The 15,099-nt window shown below is 70.2% G+C and carries 17 protein-coding genes; 9 read left to right on the top strand and 8 right to left on the bottom strand.

What is annotated here, in order from left to right:
- Positions 1-86 precede the first annotated feature (86 nt).
- A complete protein-coding gene (locus tag U5K29_15665) occupies positions 87-782 on the top strand; it encodes a class E sortase (GenBank protein ID MDZ7679977.1) in 696 nt (231 codons plus the stop codon).
- Positions 779-2,230 (top strand): apolipoprotein N-acyltransferase, encoded by a 1,452-nt coding sequence (gene lnt, locus U5K29_15660; GenBank protein MDZ7679976.1) that lies wholly within the window; start codon positions 779-781, stop codon positions 2,228-2,230. Before U5K29_15665 ends, lnt begins: the two co-directional genes overlap by 4 nt.
- On the opposite strand, the gene dtd is transcribed toward lnt, so the two are convergent.
- The 4 genes from dtd to U5K29_15640 form a co-directional block, all read right to left on the bottom strand.
- Positions 2,208-2,645: a D-aminoacyl-tRNA deacylase gene (dtd, locus tag U5K29_15655; GenBank protein ID MDZ7679975.1), complete on the bottom strand. Its 438-nt coding sequence runs from the start codon at positions 2,643-2,645 to the stop codon at positions 2,208-2,210. The genes lnt and dtd overlap by 23 nt on opposite strands.
- A gap of 186 nt (positions 2,646-2,831) precedes the next feature.
- Positions 2,832-3,593: a hypothetical protein gene (locus U5K29_15650; GenBank protein MDZ7679974.1), complete on the bottom strand. Its 762-nt coding sequence runs from the start codon at positions 3,591-3,593 to the stop codon at positions 2,832-2,834.
- Complete coding sequence (locus tag U5K29_15645) at positions 3,586-3,978, bottom strand: hypothetical protein (protein MDZ7679973.1); 393 nt, start codon at positions 3,976-3,978, stop codon at positions 3,586-3,588. The genes U5K29_15650 and U5K29_15645 overlap by 8 nt, the downstream gene beginning before the upstream one ends.
- A complete protein-coding gene (locus tag U5K29_15640; protein MDZ7679972.1) occupies positions 3,975-4,541 on the bottom strand; it encodes an RNA polymerase sigma factor in 567 nt (188 codons plus the stop codon). The genes U5K29_15645 and U5K29_15640 overlap by 4 nt, the downstream gene beginning before the upstream one ends.
- Before the next feature lie 152 nt (positions 4,542-4,693).
- Between U5K29_15640 and U5K29_15635 the strand changes: the two genes are divergently transcribed.
- Genes U5K29_15635 through U5K29_15625 form a run of 3 tightly spaced genes read left to right on the top strand, consistent with a single transcriptional unit; the run spans position 4,694 to position 7,787 of the window.
- On the top strand, positions 4,694-5,962 hold the full coding sequence (locus U5K29_15635; protein MDZ7679971.1) for a glycosyltransferase family 4 protein: 1,269 nt from the start codon (positions 4,694-4,696) through the stop codon (positions 5,960-5,962).
- Positions 5,963-6,703, top strand: coding sequence for a methyltransferase domain-containing protein (locus U5K29_15630; protein ID MDZ7679970.1), 741 nt, complete (start codon positions 5,963-5,965; stop codon positions 6,701-6,703).
- A complete protein-coding gene (locus U5K29_15625; protein ID MDZ7679969.1) occupies positions 6,693-7,787 on the top strand; it encodes a hypothetical protein in 1,095 nt (364 codons plus the stop codon). Before U5K29_15630 ends, U5K29_15625 begins: the two co-directional genes overlap by 11 nt.
- A 20-nt stretch (positions 7,788-7,807) precedes the next feature.
- On the opposite strand, the gene U5K29_15620 is transcribed toward U5K29_15625, so the two are convergent.
- Both U5K29_15620 and U5K29_15615 read right to left on the bottom strand, forming a co-directional pair.
- Positions 7,808-8,410 carry a class I SAM-dependent methyltransferase gene (locus tag U5K29_15620; GenBank protein MDZ7679968.1) on the bottom strand — a complete coding sequence of 201 codons (603 nt, stop codon included), beginning with the start codon at positions 8,408-8,410 and terminating at the stop codon, positions 7,808-7,810.
- 40 nt (positions 8,411-8,450) lie between these two features.
- Positions 8,451-8,933 carry a GtrA family protein gene (locus tag U5K29_15615; GenBank protein ID MDZ7679967.1) on the bottom strand — a complete coding sequence of 161 codons (483 nt, stop codon included), beginning with the start codon at positions 8,931-8,933 and terminating at the stop codon, positions 8,451-8,453.
- 76 nt (positions 8,934-9,009) lie between these two features.
- Here U5K29_15615 and U5K29_15610 point away from each other — a divergent pair, with 76 nt between their 5' ends.
- Both U5K29_15610 and U5K29_15605 read left to right on the top strand, forming a co-directional pair.
- Entirely contained in the window at positions 9,010-9,870 is an 861-nt protein-coding gene (locus tag U5K29_15610; GenBank protein MDZ7679966.1) for an acyl-CoA thioesterase II, read from the top strand.
- A complete protein-coding gene (locus U5K29_15605; GenBank protein MDZ7679965.1) occupies positions 9,867-11,150 on the top strand; it encodes a PQQ-dependent sugar dehydrogenase in 1,284 nt (427 codons plus the stop codon). Before U5K29_15610 ends, U5K29_15605 begins: the two co-directional genes overlap by 4 nt.
- A 12-nt stretch (positions 11,151-11,162) precedes the next feature.
- Here U5K29_15605 and U5K29_15600 read toward each other — a convergent pair whose 3' ends face one another.
- Positions 11,163-11,492, bottom strand: coding sequence for a DUF952 domain-containing protein (locus tag U5K29_15600; protein MDZ7679964.1), 330 nt, complete (start codon positions 11,490-11,492; stop codon positions 11,163-11,165).
- 48 nt (positions 11,493-11,540) lie between these two features.
- Here U5K29_15600 and U5K29_15595 point away from each other — a divergent pair, with 48 nt between their 5' ends.
- Positions 11,541-12,455 (top strand): TIGR03564 family F420-dependent LLM class oxidoreductase, encoded by a 915-nt coding sequence (locus U5K29_15595; protein MDZ7679963.1) that lies wholly within the window; start codon positions 11,541-11,543, stop codon positions 12,453-12,455.
- Between the two features lies 1 nt (position 12,456).
- Complete coding sequence (locus U5K29_15590) at positions 12,457-13,686, top strand: PQQ-dependent sugar dehydrogenase (GenBank protein MDZ7679962.1); 1,230 nt, start codon at positions 12,457-12,459, stop codon at positions 13,684-13,686.
- Positions 13,687-13,726: 40 nt separating this feature from the next.
- On the opposite strand, the gene U5K29_15585 is transcribed toward U5K29_15590, so the two are convergent.
- Positions 13,727-15,031, bottom strand: coding sequence for an acyl-CoA dehydrogenase family protein (locus U5K29_15585; protein MDZ7679961.1), 1,305 nt, complete (start codon positions 15,029-15,031; stop codon positions 13,727-13,729).
- Between the last annotated feature and the right edge of the window lie 68 nt (positions 15,032-15,099).

Raw genomic sequence — 15,099 nt, 5'->3', positions numbered from 1 at the left:
CCCATCCCTCAGCAGGAGGGCCGTCCTGCCGATGAAAGCCCAGGCCCCGCCTTCCCTTCCGGCGCTCGACAGGCCACGATAGTGAGGTGCAAAACGTGTCCTCCCACCGTCCCGACCGGCGCCTGTTCGCCGCCATCGTCGCTGTGCTGCTCCTGCTGGCGGGGTGCAGCAGCGCCGGCGGCAGCGAGATGACCGGCCAAGAACTCGGATCGGCCACCCTCGCCGCCTACACCGCCGACTGGCCGGCGCTCAGTGCCGCCACCACGACCACGACGACCACGACCGATCCGCCACCTGCTCCACTGCCCGAGCTGCCGGTTGCCGATCCGCTTCCCGCCAACCCGTTCCAGGCCGAGCCCGAAGACGTGGTCATCGGCCACATCACCGTGGACCGGCTCGGGATCGACGAGGCGCTGCACCAGGGCATGAGCCTCACCATGATCAACCGGGGCCCCAGCCACTGGCCGGGCACCGCGATGCCCGGCCAGGTCGGCAACATGGTGCTCGCCGGTCACCGCACCACCTACAGCCGTCCCTTCCACGACCTCGACCTGATCGAACCGGGGGACGAGATGATCATCGAGGCCGAGGGCGAGACCCACACCTACCAGGCCGTGAACACCGAGATCGTCGACCCCGACGACATGTGGATCGCCGACCAGAGCTACGAGTTCACCGCCACCACCTTCGCCTGCCACCCCAAGGGTTCGGCCCGGCACCGCATCGTGGTGTTCTGGCAGCTCGTCGACGACGACGGCGAGCCCGTGCCCGGCCTGGCGTGATCCCGGCGTGGCTGCGCTGCGTCGTCGCCGGGCTCGCCATCGTGGCCTCGGTCCCACCGTGGGGGTGGTGGCCGCTCGCCATCGTCGGCATCGCCCTGCTCGACGAGCTCATCGCCGACCAACCCGCAGCGGTCAGGTTCCGACGCACCTGGCTGGTCTCTGCGGTCTGGCTCGCCATCGGCATGTTCTGGATGTGGGACATGACCCCGCCGGGCTACGTGGTGGCCTTCATCACCTACGCCGCCTACTTCGGGGTCGCAGCCGTGGCGACGCCTCCCGGGCGCGGTCGCCGCATCGCCCTCCCCGGCGCCATCGCCCTCGCCGAGGCGATCCGCTGGGCGTTCCCCTTCGGGGGGGTGCCCCTCGCCACCATCCCCCAGGGCCAGGTGGCCGGCCCCCTCGCCGAGGTGGTTCGCGTCGCCGGTCCCGTGCTGCTGGTGATGGTCACCGTGGTCGCCGGCCAGGCCCTCGCCTCAGCCGTACGACGCCGACCCCGGTTGGCGGGCATCGGCACCGCGGTCGTGGTGGCCGCGGTGCTGGTCGCGACGATCGCTCCCACCTCGACGGTGACCGACACCCTCGACGTCGCCCTGGTCCAAGGAGGCGGCGAGCAGCGCACCCGCGACTCCGCCGCCGCCCGACCCATCGTGTTCCAGGCCCACCTCACCGCCTCCGAGCTGATCGCAGGACCGGTCGACCTGGTGCTGTGGCCCGAGAACGTGGTCCACGTCGGCGACGACTACTCCACCTCTGAACGACCTCCGCAGCTGGCCGACCTGGCCCGCGAGCTCGACGCCACCCTGATCGCCGGGATCGTCGAGACTGCGGGCGAGAGCTCGTTCCACAACGCGGCGGTCGTGTTCGCTCCCGACGGCTCCCTCATCGACCGGTACGACAAGGTGCGTCGAGTCCCCTTCGGCGAGATGACACCGTTCCGGGAGGTGCTCGAACGCATCGCGGGCGACACCATCGTCGCCAACGATGCCATCCCCGGCGACGAACCGGCGTTGGTCGACACCCCTGCGGGGCCCATGTCGGTCGCCATCTCGTGGGAGGTGTTCTTCGCCGGCCGGGTGCGAGAAGGCGTACAGCGAGACGGCGAGGTGGTGCTCAACCCCACCAACGGGGCGTCGTACTGGCTGACCATCGTCCAGAGCCAGCAGATCGCCTCGTCACGCCTCCGGGCGTTGGAGACCGACAGGTGGGTCCTGCAAGCCGCCCCCACCGGGTTCTCGGCGGTGATCGAACCCGACGGCACGATCCTCGAGCGCACCGCCGTCGGCGAGCAGCGGGTCATCGAGGCCACCATCGAACAGCGCACCGGCTCGACCCTGGCGGTCCGCCTCGGCGACCGGCCACCCATCGCCGTCGCCGGCCTGCTGGTGCTCGGCGCCTGGCTCCTGGCCACCGGCCACCTCGATCGGTTCAGACCTCGATCAACAGCGTGACCGGCCCGGCGTTGGTGAGCGACACCGCCATCTCGGCCTGGAACCGGCCGGTGGCCACTCGGGCACCCGACGCCTCCAGCTCAGCCACCACCTGATCGACGAGCGGTTCGGCCTGGTCGGGTGGGGCCGCGTCGAGCCAGCTCGGCCGGCGTCCCTTGCGGGTGTCGCCATAGAGCGTGAACTGGCTCACCACCAGCACCTCGCCCCCGGCCTCGGCGACCGAGCGGTTCATCACCCCCTCGTCGTCGTCGAAGATCCGCAGGCCCAACACCTTGGCCGCCAGCTTGGCCGCCTCCGAGCCCCCGTCGGTGTGGGTCACCCCGACGAAGACGCACAGGCCCGGACCGATCGCCCCGACCACCTCGCCGTCGACCTCCACCCGGGCCTCGGCCACCCGTTGCACCAGCGCACGCACCCCGCCGAACCTAGTTGGTCGACCCAACCCAAAAACGGCGAATGACCACCCCTGGGGGAGGGTGGTCATCTGCCTGACAGGAAGTAACCGGGAGTCCAATTCCGGTGCCTTCGAACTGAGGTGGGCGCTGTGTGCGCCCCGACACCAGGTACAACGCACGGGAGCCGCAGAAGTCGCGCGATTTCCTCAGATCTCTCCACCGGGCTCGCCGCCGGATCCGTCGGCCCTCGTGCGCAGCCCCGCGGAGAGCACCTGAGAGTTGCCGAGATGATGGGTCACGCCGTCGGAGTCGCGCAGCTCGAGAGTGGCGGGGTGCATGCCAACCACCCGACCTGAGATCACCTCGCCGTCCCAGGTGATCTCGACGACATCACCCACGGCGACGATCCGCGACAGGTAGCGCCCCGCCGCGATCTCACCGGCCAACTCCCGGCCCCCCAGGCCGACCAGCAGTGCAGCGGCAGCAGCGAGGCCGAACAGCAGCGCACCGCCGGTGATCTGCAACAGCGTGGTGTCGACCCCGACCTGGGCCAGCGCCAGCACCACCGCGGCCGCGGTGATCACGGTCCGCACCAGCAACGCCGCCTGGCTCCGCACCCGGGCGCTCGCGGCGACGACGGCCTTGGCGGCGAAGCTCCCCGCCGCAAGCGCGACCGCACGTCCCACGACCAGGATCAAGCCCGCCACCAGCAGGTCGGGCAACGCCGCGACCAGGTCCGACGGCACGTCCTCGAACGAGTCGCGGTTGACGATCGAGACGGCGATGATGACCCCGGCGGCGGTGAAGAACACGAAGCACGAGATCGCCATCGAGCGGGCCGAGTCGCGATAGACCGGATCGTCCTCGCGACCCTTGGTGAGCGCCATCATCAACAACCCGGCCCCGGCGAGACCGGCCATGATGCCCACGGCGACCGCTCCGATCGCCCACTGCCACAGTTCATCCATCGGTTCGCTCCCCGTCGTCGTCGGAATCATCGCTTGCCGGAACGCCCCCGTCGACCGCAACGGCCGAGGGGGGCCGACGAGCCGGCGCAGCCGGATCGACCAGCACCGACATCGTCCGCCACGGCAGGGCGAACAGCTCGACGAAGGCCGCCGCCGCCTCCTCTGCCGCCAGCCGCTCGTGCACCCCCCCGGTGGTCCGGTCCCCCAGATCGGTCGGCGGAGCGCTCATCGAATCGAGTCCCGACCGCACGCCCCCATCGAGGCCGGACAACTCGTCGAGCCGGTCGAGACACTGATCGCACTCGCGGAGGTGACGGCCGACCCGGGCCGGCTTCTCCGACTCCAGCCAGCGGGCCAGGTTCCGCTCGTCGGGATGACCTCTCATGCTCGCCACTCCTTCATCGCGTGCTGCAACGCCCTGCGGGCGCGGAACAGTCGGGTCTTGACGGTGGCCAGCGGCAGGTCCAGCACCTCGGCGATCTCCTCGTAGGACAGTCCGGACAACTCACGCATCACCACCATCGACCGGGAGGTCTCGTCGAGTTGAGCCAGTGCCACCCACATCTGGTCGACCGCCGCCCGGTCGACCGCGGTCGTGTCCGGCCCCCCGCCCGTCGCGGCCATGTCGCCGAACTCGCCGGCCTCCCGCACCTGTTCCCTCCGGGTGCGCAGTAGCGAGATCGCGGTGTTGCGAGCCACCTTCAACAACCACGGTCGTGGCACCTCACCGTCGAAGTCGGGCAGAGCGCGCCACGCCTTCACCATGGTCTCCTGCACGACGTCGTCGGCGAGCGACGGGTCGTGCACGATCGACCGGGCCAGGCGATAGACGGCATCTCCATGGGCGGCGACCAGATCGGCGAGGGCGCGGTCGACCTCGGCACCGCGCCGACGACGCGGTGGGCTGCCGCCGGCGGCGGTGCCATCGATGCGGTCACCCGTGCTCACGCGGGCCCTTCCTCCCAACTCGACCACACGAACCCTACGTCGGGGACACGACCCGGGACGCGACCCGGCCGAGCACCCACCCGCCGGCCCACACCTGTCGAGCGAGCCGCCACTTGACCGGGCGGTCATGTCCCGGGAAGGCTGTGCCGTCCATGACCGGATCGGACGCGCCCCTACGCATCGCCCTGCTCGCCTATCGGGGCAAACCCCACGTCGGCGGTCAAGGGGTGTACGTGCGCCACCTCAGCAAGGCGCTCGCCGATCTCGGGCACCGGGTCGAGGTCCTGGGTGGGCAGCCCTATCCCGAGCTCGACCCCCGCGTGGCGCTCGTCGAGCTTCCCAGCCTCGACATCTACAACGACCACTTCCCCATGCGTCTCCCCGGCGTCTGGGAGCTCAAGACACTCGGCGACTGGGTCGAGATGGTGGCGTTCTGCACCGGCACGTTCCCCGAACCCCTCGCCTTCACGGTCCGGGCCGCCCAGCACCTTCGGCACCGCACCCACCACTTCGACGTGGTGCACGACAACCAGGCCCTCGGCTACGGGCTGCTCGCCATCGAGAAGATGGGCCTCCCGGTCATCTCCACCATCCACCACCCCATCACCGTCGACCGGCGCCTGGAGATGGAGCACGCTCCGACCCCCTACCAGCGGTTCGCCAAGTCCCGCTGGTATGCCTTCACCAAGATGCAGACGCGGGTGGCGAACCAGCTCGACCGCATCGTCACCGTGTCGGAGAACTCGCTCGCCGACATCGAACGGGACCACCTCGTTCCCCGCGAACACATCCACGTCGTCCCCGTCGGCGTCGATCCCGACCTGTTCAGGCCCCTCGACCACGTCCAACGGCGACCGGGGCGCCTCATCACCACGGCGAGCGCGGACGTCACCATGAAGGGCCTCCGCTACCTGCTCGAGGCGCTGGCCAAGCTCCGCACCGAGCGCGACGTCGACCTGATGGTCATCGGCAAGGCCAAACCCGGTGGCCCCGCGGCCCGCACCATCGACCAGCTCGGGCTCACCGACCACATCCACTTCGTCTCGGGGGTGTCCGACCAGCGCCTGGTCGAGCTCTACGCCGAAGCCGAGCTGGCCGTGGTCCCCTCGCTCTACGAGGGCTTCTCGCTGCCGGCCATCGAAGCCATGAGCGCCGGCGTTCCGCTGGTGGCCACCACCGGCGGCGCCCTCCCCGAGGTCACCGGCGCCGACGGCGAGACCTGCTTCGCGGTCGAACCCGGCGACTCGGCCGCCCTCGCTACCCGGATCGCCGACGCCCTCGACGCACCCGAGGCCCGAGCCCGCATCGGCGCCGCGGGACGTGAGCGGGTCGTCCACCGCTGGAGCTGGCGGCACACCGCCCAGGGCACGGTCGAGCAGTATCGGGCCCTGCTCGACGAGCGTGCCGGCCGGGGTCGCTAGATGTTGACCGCCGACTACGAGCGGCTCGGTCTGCGACCGGGCGAGCGGCTGCTGGACCTGGGATGTGGGTTCGGTCGCCACGCCTACGAGGGCCTGCGCCGCGGCGCCGATGTCGTCGCCTTCGACTACTCCTTCGACGAGCTGGTCCACACCAACGGCACCTTCGGCGCCATGTCCGACAACGGCGAGGTACCGGTCGGCGTCGCGGCCGGCGGTGTCCGCGGCGATGCCCACCACCTTCCCTTCGCTGACGCCTCCTTCGACCGGATCATCGCCTCCGAGGTGCTCGAGCACCTACCCGACGACGCCGCCGCGGTGCGCGAGCTGGCCCGGGTCCTGCGCCCCGGAGGCACCATCGCGGTGACCATCCCCGCGTGGCTCTCCGAGACGGTGTGCTGGAAGCTGTCCGAGGAGTACCACGCCCCCATCACCGAAGGCGGACACCTGCGGGTCTACACCGAAGCCCACATGCGCGACCTCATGCGCGCCGCCGGGTTGTCTCCTCGCGGGTCGCATCTGGCCCACGGCCTCCACACCCCGTACTGGTGGCTCAAGTGCCTGGTCGGACCCACCAACGACACCAACCCGCTCGTTGCCGCCTACCATCGCCTCCTCGTGTGGGACATCACCGATCAGCCCACCGTCACCCGCATGCTCGACCGGGCGCTCAGTCCGATCGTCGGCAAGAGCATCGCGATCTACGCCACGAAGCCTGCAGGGATGGTGTCCCATGTCGCGTGAACCAACGGCACCCGCCGTCGAGGGCATCGTCTCGGCCGACGCCATGCGCGCCACCGCCGAGGCCATCGCCGAGTGGCAGCTGCCCGACGGGATGATCCCCTGGGTACCTGGCGGCCACGCCGACCCCTGGAACCACGTCGAGGCGGCCATGGCCATGGCCACCGCGGGTCTGGTGACCGAGGCCGAACGCGGCTACGACTGGCTTCGGTCCATCCAGCGCGACGACGGTGCCTGGCACCAGTACTACCTGGACGACGAGATCGAGCAGGACAAGCTCGACGCCAACACCATTGCCTACATCGCCACCGGCGTGTACCACCACTGGTTGCTCACCGGCGACCGCGGGTTCCTCGAGGAGATGTGGGCGGTCGTCGAATCGGCGATCGAGTTCGTCCTCGACCTGCAGACACCCCGGGGCGAGATCATCTGGGCCCGCCACTCCGACGGCACGCCGTGGTCGTTCGCGCTGCTCACCGGCTCGTCGAGCATCTGCCACAGCCTTCGGTGTGCGATCGCCATCGCCATCGAGCTCGGCCACGACCGGCCCGACTGGGAGCTCAGCGTCGCCCAGCTCGCCCACGTCATCGAGCACGAACCCGATGCCTTCGCCCCCAAGCACCGGTGGGCGATGGACTGGTACTACCCGATCCTGGCCGGGGCCCTCGTCGGCGACCGGGCGCGGTCCCACCTCGCCGAGCGCTACGACACCTTCGTCATGGATGGGCGGGGGGTCCGGTGCGTGTCGGATCGCCCGTGGGTCACCGTCGCCGAGACCTGCGAGTGCACGCTCGCCCACCTCGCTGCCGGCGAACGGGATCGCGCCGTCGAGCTGTTCACCTGGATCCAGTCCCAGCGCGACGAGCACGGCCGGTACTGGACCGGCATGGTGTACCCCGACGAGATCCACTTCCCCGCCGACGAGCAGAGCACCTACACCGCCGCGGCGGTCATCCTCGCCGCCGACGCGCTGAACGGCACCTCGGCCACCGCCGGTCTCTTCACCCACCACGACCGGTTGCCGCCACTCCTCGAGCTCGACGAGGTCCACGACCCCGTCGACGAGGTCACCGACCGCCAGGTCTGATCCGGGGTCCACGGCCGGCGTCAGCCGGTGCGGCGCAGCACCCGCAGCGAACCAGTGGCGCTCTCCTCGGTGAAGACCCCCGACTCGACCGCTCTCAGATAGATCTCATAGGGCGGACGGCCGCCGTCGGCAGGATCGGGGAACACGTCGTGGATGGCCAGGACCCCGCCCGCGACGACATGGGGTGCCCAGGTCTCATAGTCGCGGTGCGCGGGTTCGCGCCCGTGACCGCCGTCGATGAACAGCAGCCCCAGCGGCGTGGTCCAGTGCCGGCCCATCGTCGGCGAGTCGGCCACGACGGCGACGACGGTGCCCTCCAGGCCGGCGTCGTGGATCGTTCGGCGGAACACCGGCAGCGTGTCGATCACTCCCAGGTCGGGGTCGACGAGGTCGGGCTCGTGCCACTCCCACCCCGGTTGGTTCTCCTCCGAACCCCGATGGTGATCGACGGCGAAGAGGACCGTGTCGAGCCTGCTGGCGGCCGCGCCGAGATAGATCGCCGACTTGCCGCAGTAGCTGCCGACCTCGAGCAGCGGACCGTTCCCGGCCGACAGGCCCGCTCGGTGCAGCGCCAGACCCTCGTCGGGGGGCATGAAGCCCCGGGCGGCTTCGGCGGCTGCCACCAGATCCGGATCCATGCGGTCCTGCCCGCTCACCCGGCGGTCACGACCCACGGCGGGCCGTGGCGTCATCCTGCTCGTCGGCCTCGGTGCCTGCGTTGGGGCGGAACATCACCGCGTCGAGGAACACGTACTTGCCGATCCAGATCACCCCGAACGAGGCGATGTTGGTGCCGCTGACCGCCAGCTGGGTGTCCCAGTACCGGCTCACGTAGCCGACCGCCACCGTGGAGATCACCAAGCCCAGCAACGAGATCCCCCAGAACGGCAGGACCTCCTTGTGCACGCTGTGGGGCCCGCTCTTCTGCCACACCCACCGCCGATTGAGCAGGTAGGCCGGGATGGACGCACCGCTGACCGCCACGAAGTTCGACCAGGCGGCGGTCATGTCGATGAGCTGGTAGCAGATCACCAGCAGGACCTGGGTGACCACGACGCCGACCACCGACACCGACGCGTACTTCAACGCCCGAGCACCGTGTGCCCGCTGCAGGTCCCGAAGCCGGGCGAACGCTGAGGATCCCATCGGCGCGCATCGTATCGGCGGGCATCGGCGGCTCGCGAACCCGCCTGCTCACCGTCGGTCGTGCGACGATGGGGCGATGCCAGCCCAAGCGACCCTCGACGAGCTCATCGCCCTGCTCGACCTCGAACCGGTCGAGGTCAACATCTTCCGCGGGGTCAGCCCCGACGAGGACCGCCAACGGGTGTTCGGTGGTCAGGTGGCCGCCCAGGCCCTGATGGCGGCGGCCCGCACCGTCGACACCGGCGCCGTCCACTCCCTGCACGCCTACTTCCTGCGCCCGGGCGATCCGACGGTCCCGATCCTCTACGAGGTCGACCGCATCCGCGACGGGCGCTCGTTCACCACCCGCAGGGTCGTGGCCATCCAGCACGGCCGGGCGATCTTCAACCTGGCGGCGTCGTTCCACATCCACGAGGAGGGTCTCGAGCACGCCTTCGAGATGCCCGAGGTGCCCGAGCCCGAGACCCTGCCCGACTTCAAGACCCGGATGGCCCCCTACGCCGAGCAGATGGGGCCGTGGCTCGACCGGCCACGACCGGTCGACATCCGCTATGTCGAGGAGTCACCGCACCAGCAGGGCACCCCGCGGCCGCCCTTCGCCAACGTGTGGGTCCGGGCCGACGGCGTGCTCCCCGACGACCCGATCCTGCACACCTGCGTGCTCACCTACCTGTCCGACATGACCCTCCTGGACACGACCCTGCTCCCCCACGGCTTGGCCGGCTGGGGCGGCGAGCAGCTGATGATGGCCAGCCTCGACCACGCCATGTGGTTCCACCGACCGTTCCGGGCCGACGAATGGATGCTCTACTGCCAGGACACGCCGTCGACCTCCAACGCACGTGGCCTCGCCCGGGGCACGATCTACACTCACGACGGACGGCTGGCGGTCTCGGTGGTGCAGGAGGGACTCATCCGATTGGTCGACGACACATGACCCCGACGCGTGCGCTGCTGATCAGTCTCGCGGCCCTGACGCTGGTCGCCGGCGCCTGCGGCGACGACGAGGAAGCGGCAGAGCCCACCACCACGACCACCAGCACCCCCGACGATCCCGGCCCCACCACCACCGACGGCGACTCGGGACCGACCACCACCGAAGCACCGCCGGACGAGGAGCCCGTCGAGTCGGTGGCCGACCTCTCCGATGCCGGTGTCGCCCTCACACCGGTGGCCGAGCTCGAACGTCCCACCGCGCTGGCCACCCGAGCGGGGTCACCCGACCTCTACGTCGGCGAACGGGGCGGCCGGGTGGTGGTGGTCGAGCGGTCCCCCGACGGTCCGGGCACCGTCACCGACACGCTGGTCGACATCAGCGACGACACCACCACCGACGGCGAGCGTGGTCTGTTGGGGCTCGCCTTCGGTCCCGACGGTCAGCGCCTCTACCTGAGCTACACCGACCTGTCGGGCCACACCCGCGTCGACGAGTGGACCATGGACGGCGACGCGGTCGACGGGAGCAGCCGGCGCGCCGTCTACACCCTCGAACAGCCCTTCGCCAACCACAACGGCGGACACATCGGCTTCGGTCCCGACGGGTTCCTGTACCTGGGGCTGGGCGACGGTGGCGGCGCCGGCGATCCGCTCGACGCGGGCCAGGATCCGACCACACCGCTCGGCTCACTGGTCCGGATCGATCCGACTCCCGACGGCGATCAGCCCTACACCGTCCCGCCCGACAACCCCTTCGTCGACGGCGGTGGGGAACCCGAGATCTGGTCGACCGGCTTGCGGAACCCGTGGCGGTTCTCGTGGGACCGGGCGACCGGCGACCTGTGGGTCGCCGACGTCGGCCAGAACGAGATCGAGGAGATCGACTTCGTGCCCGCCCCCGACGACGGGTCACCTCCTGGGCAGGGAGCGAACTTCGGTTGGGCGATCCTCGAGGGTGGCCAACCCTTCGACGGCGGCCCCGAGCCCGAGAACTACGTGCCGCCGCTGCACACCTACTCCCACGGTCCCGGGTGCTCGATCACCGGTGGGTACGTGTCCCGCAGCGAGGCCCTGCCGGGCCTCACCGGGGTCTACCTCTACTCCGACTTCTGCGACCCCCGCATCCACCTGGTGCTCCAGGACGATGGCGAGGTCATCGAGACCCGCTCGCTCGACGTGTCGGTGCCCGGCGCACAGGTGCTCTCCTTCGGCGAGGGCCCCGACGGTGAGCTCTATGTCATGTCGCTGGCGGGCGGGCTGTTCCGCATCGACCCGGCGTGAGTCCGGTCGAGGTCAGGTGGGGGCCTGACCGGCGCTGAGGTCGATCGCCTCGGTCACGGCATCGACGTTGAGCGGGCCGTAGATGTGGGGGTAGGTCTCATCGGTGCCCGGGACCGGCTCCTCGCGGATCTCGGCCTCCACCCGGTCGGGGTCGATCACCAGCAGGTACAGCGGCGAGCGCAGACCCCGGTAGTGGCGCCTGATCACCTCGGTCACCTGGTGGCGGTGGCTGGCGTGGATGAACCCCTCCTCGTCGAGGGTCCGGCCCAGCGTGGAGGTGGTGTACTCCCCGGTTTGCTGCGCCGCGTGCCAGTCGTCGTGCAGCGCGATGTGAAAGATCATGTCCGGCATGGTCGCTCACGCCGACGCCACCGTCGATAGGGTTCGGGCATGAAGATCGGATTGAGCGGGGGAGCGGCCAGCGCGGAGCGCATGGTCGAACAGGCCAAACGGGCAGAGGCGGCCGGATACTCGTCCATGTGGTATCCCAGCGCCATCGGCATCGATCCACTGGCCGCCATGGCCATAGCCGGTGCCGCCACCTCGACCATCGAGCTCGGCACCTCGATCCTGCCGACCTATCCGTGCCACCCCTCGCTCATGGCTCAACGGGCCCTGGCGACCAGCCTGGCCATGAACCGGTTCGGGTTCACCCTCGGCGTCGGTCCGTCGCACCAGCCGGTGGTCGAGGGGATGCTCGGGATGTCCTATGACCGTCCCGGCACCCACACCGAGGAGTACCTGCAGGTGCTGGCTTCCCTGTTGCGGGGCGAGGCGGTGTCGTTCTCGGGCGAGGAGCACCGGGTGAACGTGCCCGCCCGGGGCGAGCCGCCCCACCGGATTCCGCTGCTGCTCGCCGCGCTCGGGCCCCGCCTGCTGCGGGTCGCGGGCGAACAGGCCGACGGGACGATCCTGTGGATGGGCAACGCCCGGGCCATCGAGACCCACGTGGCACCCCGCATCCGGTCCGCCGCCGAGGCGGCCGGTCGGTCCGAGCCGCGCATCGTGGCCGGACTGCCCGTCGCCGTCCACGACGACGCCGACGAGGCCCGCCAGGCCGCGGGGGAGATGTTCGCCAACTACGGCGCGCTGCCCAACTACCAACGGCTGCTCGCCCACGGCGGCGTCGACGGCCCGGCCGAGGCCGCCATCGTCGGCGACGAGCAAGCAGTGGCGACCCAGATCCAGGCGCTGTTCGATGCCGGCGCCACCGAGTTCTGGGCCGCGATCTTCCCGGTGGGAGAGGACCGGTCCGGCTCACGTGCCCGCACCCGGGCGCTGCTCGACTCCCTCGTAGCCGGCTGAGGTGCGGCAGGTACTGATCGGCCTCGTCGCGCTCGCGCTGCTCGCCGGAGCGTGCGGCGACGACGGCGACGGCCAGAGCACCACCGAGCCCGCCGGGTCCGACGCCGTCCCCACGACCACCGGACCCACCGACGATGACGAGGGCGGTGGGGTGGCGGACCTGTCAGACGCCGCCGTCTCGCTCACCCCCGTCGTCGAGCTCGACTGGCCGACCGCCCTCGCCACCCGCGCCGGCTCAGACCATCTCTACGTCGCGGAGCGGGCGGGTCGGGTGGTGGTGGTCGAGCGCTCCGAGCGCGGTCTCGGGACCATCGGCGATGAGCTGATCGACATCCGCGACGAGACCACCATCGATGGCGAGCGAGGCCTGCTCGGCCTCACCTTCGATCCCACCGGCGAGCGGCTCTACCTCAGCTACACCGACCTCGCGGGCGACACCCGCCTCGACGAGTGGACCATGGACGGCGACGAGCCCGACGAGACCACGCGGCGCACGATCTTCACGCTCGAGCAACCGACCGAGTTCCACAACGGCGGGCAGGTGTCGTTCGGACCCGACGACCTCCTCTACCTGGGCCTCGGCGACGGCGCCAGGGGCGACGACCCGAGCCAGAACCCCGACACACCGCTCGGTTCGTTGCTTCGGATCGACCCCTCGGAGGCGGGAGACGAGCCCTACACCATCCCCGACGACAACCCGTTCGCCGACGGTGGCGGTGCTCCCGAGATCTGGGCGATGGGGCTGCGGAACCCGTGGCGCTACTCGTGGGATCGGGCCACCGGCGATCTGTGGATCGCCGACGTCGGCCAGGACCGCATCGAGGAGGTCAACGTCGTGCCCGCCCCCGACGACGGCTCGCCCGCCGGTCGTGCCGCCAACTTCGGATGGGCGATCTTCGAAGGCAACGAGCCCTTCGACGGCGGACCCGAACCCGAGAACTACGTGCCTCCGATCGAGACCTACCCCCGCGACCCGGGTTGCTCGGTCATCGGCGGCTACGTCTCGCGCGGCGACGCGCTCCCCGATCTCATGGGTGTCTACGTCTACACCGATCTCTGCGATGCGCGCCTGCGGCTGCTGCTGCAACGCGACGGCGAACCGGTCGAGACCAGGACGCTCGACGACGTCACCGTGCCCGGCGGACAGCCGGTGTCCTTCGGCGAGGGACCCGACGCCGAGCTGTACGTCATGTCGCTTGTTGGCGGTGTGTTCCGCCTCGATCCGGCCTGACCGCCACGCCCGGCCTTCGGCGTGCGCGAGCGATTCGGGGTCAGTTGCGGCCGACGTCGACGTGCTCGCTCGCCACGTCGTAGGGCTGGTAGCGAGCGATCTCGGCCCGGCCCACCACCATGTGGTGCACCTCGTCGGGACCGTCGGCCAACCGCAGCGTGCGCTGGGCGTGGTAGATGTCGGGCAGCGGCGTCCACTGCGACACGCCGGTGGCTCCGTGCATCTGGATCGCCTGGTCGACGATCTGGCACACCCGTTCGGGCACCATCGCCTTCACCGCGCTGACCCACACCCGGGCCTCGGCGTTGCCCATGAGGTCCATGGCCTTGGCCGCCCGCAGGACCATCATGCGCATGGCCTCGATCTCGATGCGGGCCCGGGAGATGATCTCGGTGTTGCCACCGAGGGCCACGAGCGGCTTGCCGAACGCCTCGCGGGCGAGACCCCGCTGGACCATCAGCTCGAGGGCCCGTTCGGCGGCACCGATCGAGCGCATGCAGTGGTGGATACGGCCCGGGCCGAGGCGCAGCTGGGAGATCTCGAAGCCGCGGCCCTCGCCGAGCAGCACGTTGTCCTTCGGGACCCGCACGTCGGTGAACCGCAGGTGCATGTGGCCGTGCGGGGCGTCGTCGTTGCCGAACACGTGCATCGGGCCGACGATCTCGACACCGGGGGTGTCCATGGGGACGAGAATCTGCGACTGCTGCTGGTGCGGGGCCGCGTCGGGGTTGGTGCGCACCATCACGATCATGATCTTGCAGCGAGGATCACCGGCACCCGAGATGTAGTACTTCTCGCCGTTGATGACCCACTCGTCGCCGTCGAGCACGGCCCGGGTGGCGACGTTGCGGGCGTCGGACGAGGCTTGGTCGGGCTCGGTCATGGCGAACGCCGAGCGGATCTCGCCGTTGAGCAGCGGTTCGAGCCACTGCTCCTTCTGCTCGGGAGTGCCGACCCGTTCGAGTACCTCCATGTTGCCGGTGTCGGGCGCCGAGCAGTTGAGGCACTCCGATGCCAGCGGGTTCTTCCCCAGCTCGACGGCGATGTAGGCGTAGTCGAGGTTCTTGAGGCCCTGGCCGGTCTCGGCGTCGGGAAGGAAGAAGTTCCACAGGCCGTTGGCCTTGGCCTTGGCCTTCACGCCATCGAGCAACTCGAGCTGTCCGGGCGCGTAGCTCCACCGGTCCTCGCGGTCGGCGCCCAGCCGATGGTACTCCTCGGTGATCGGCTCGACCTCCTCGGCGATGAAGGTCTTCACCGCGTCGAGCAGCGGCCGGGCCGCCTCGGACATGGCCAGGTTGTAGAGCTCGCCGCCGAAGTCGTCGGTGTTCAACGGGTTCGCGGGCATATGGTCCCCTTCGCGTCTCGGTGGATGTCCCCGGTCGCATCATGCCCGAATTCGCTGGCGAGGCCCCA

The organism is Acidimicrobiales bacterium (assembly GCA_034521975.1).
Taxonomy (GTDB): Bacteria; Actinomycetota; Acidimicrobiia; order Acidimicrobiales; family SKKL01; genus SKKL01.
The sequence above is the reverse complement of the archived record's forward strand: the minus strand, read 5'-3'. Positions and strand labels throughout refer to the sequence as shown.

Excerpts from the sequence above, each read along its gene's own strand:
- U5K29_15585 (MDZ7679961.1), bottom strand. The coding sequence starts at position 15,031 with ATGCCCGCGAACCCGTTGAACACCGACGACTTCGGCGGCGAGCTCTAC.
- U5K29_15650 (MDZ7679974.1), bottom strand. The coding sequence starts at position 3,593 with ATGGATGAACTGTGGCAGTGGGCGATCGGAGCGGTCGCCGTGGGCATC.
- U5K29_15630 (MDZ7679970.1), top strand. The coding sequence starts at position 5,963 with ATGTTGACCGCCGACTACGAGCGGCTCGGTCTGCGACCGGGCGAGCGG.
- U5K29_15600 (MDZ7679964.1), bottom strand. The coding sequence starts at position 11,492 with ATGATCTTTCACATCGCGCTGCACGACGACTGGCACGCGGCGCAGCAA.
- U5K29_15645 (MDZ7679973.1), bottom strand. The coding sequence starts at position 3,978 with ATGAGAGGTCATCCCGACGAGCGGAACCTGGCCCGCTGGCTGGAGTCG.
- U5K29_15610 (MDZ7679966.1), top strand. The coding sequence starts at position 9,010 with ATGCCAGCCCAAGCGACCCTCGACGAGCTCATCGCCCTGCTCGACCTC.
- U5K29_15635 (MDZ7679971.1), top strand. The coding sequence starts at position 4,694 with ATGACCGGATCGGACGCGCCCCTACGCATCGCCCTGCTCGCCTATCGG.
- U5K29_15615 (MDZ7679967.1), bottom strand. The coding sequence starts at position 8,933 with ATGGGATCCTCAGCGTTCGCCCGGCTTCGGGACCTGCAGCGGGCACAC.
- U5K29_15605 (MDZ7679965.1), top strand. The coding sequence starts at position 9,867 with ATGACCCCGACGCGTGCGCTGCTGATCAGTCTCGCGGCCCTGACGCTG.
- U5K29_15625 (MDZ7679969.1), top strand. The coding sequence starts at position 6,693 with ATGTCGCGTGAACCAACGGCACCCGCCGTCGAGGGCATCGTCTCGGCC.
- U5K29_15595 (MDZ7679963.1), top strand. The coding sequence starts at position 11,541 with ATGAAGATCGGATTGAGCGGGGGAGCGGCCAGCGCGGAGCGCATGGTC.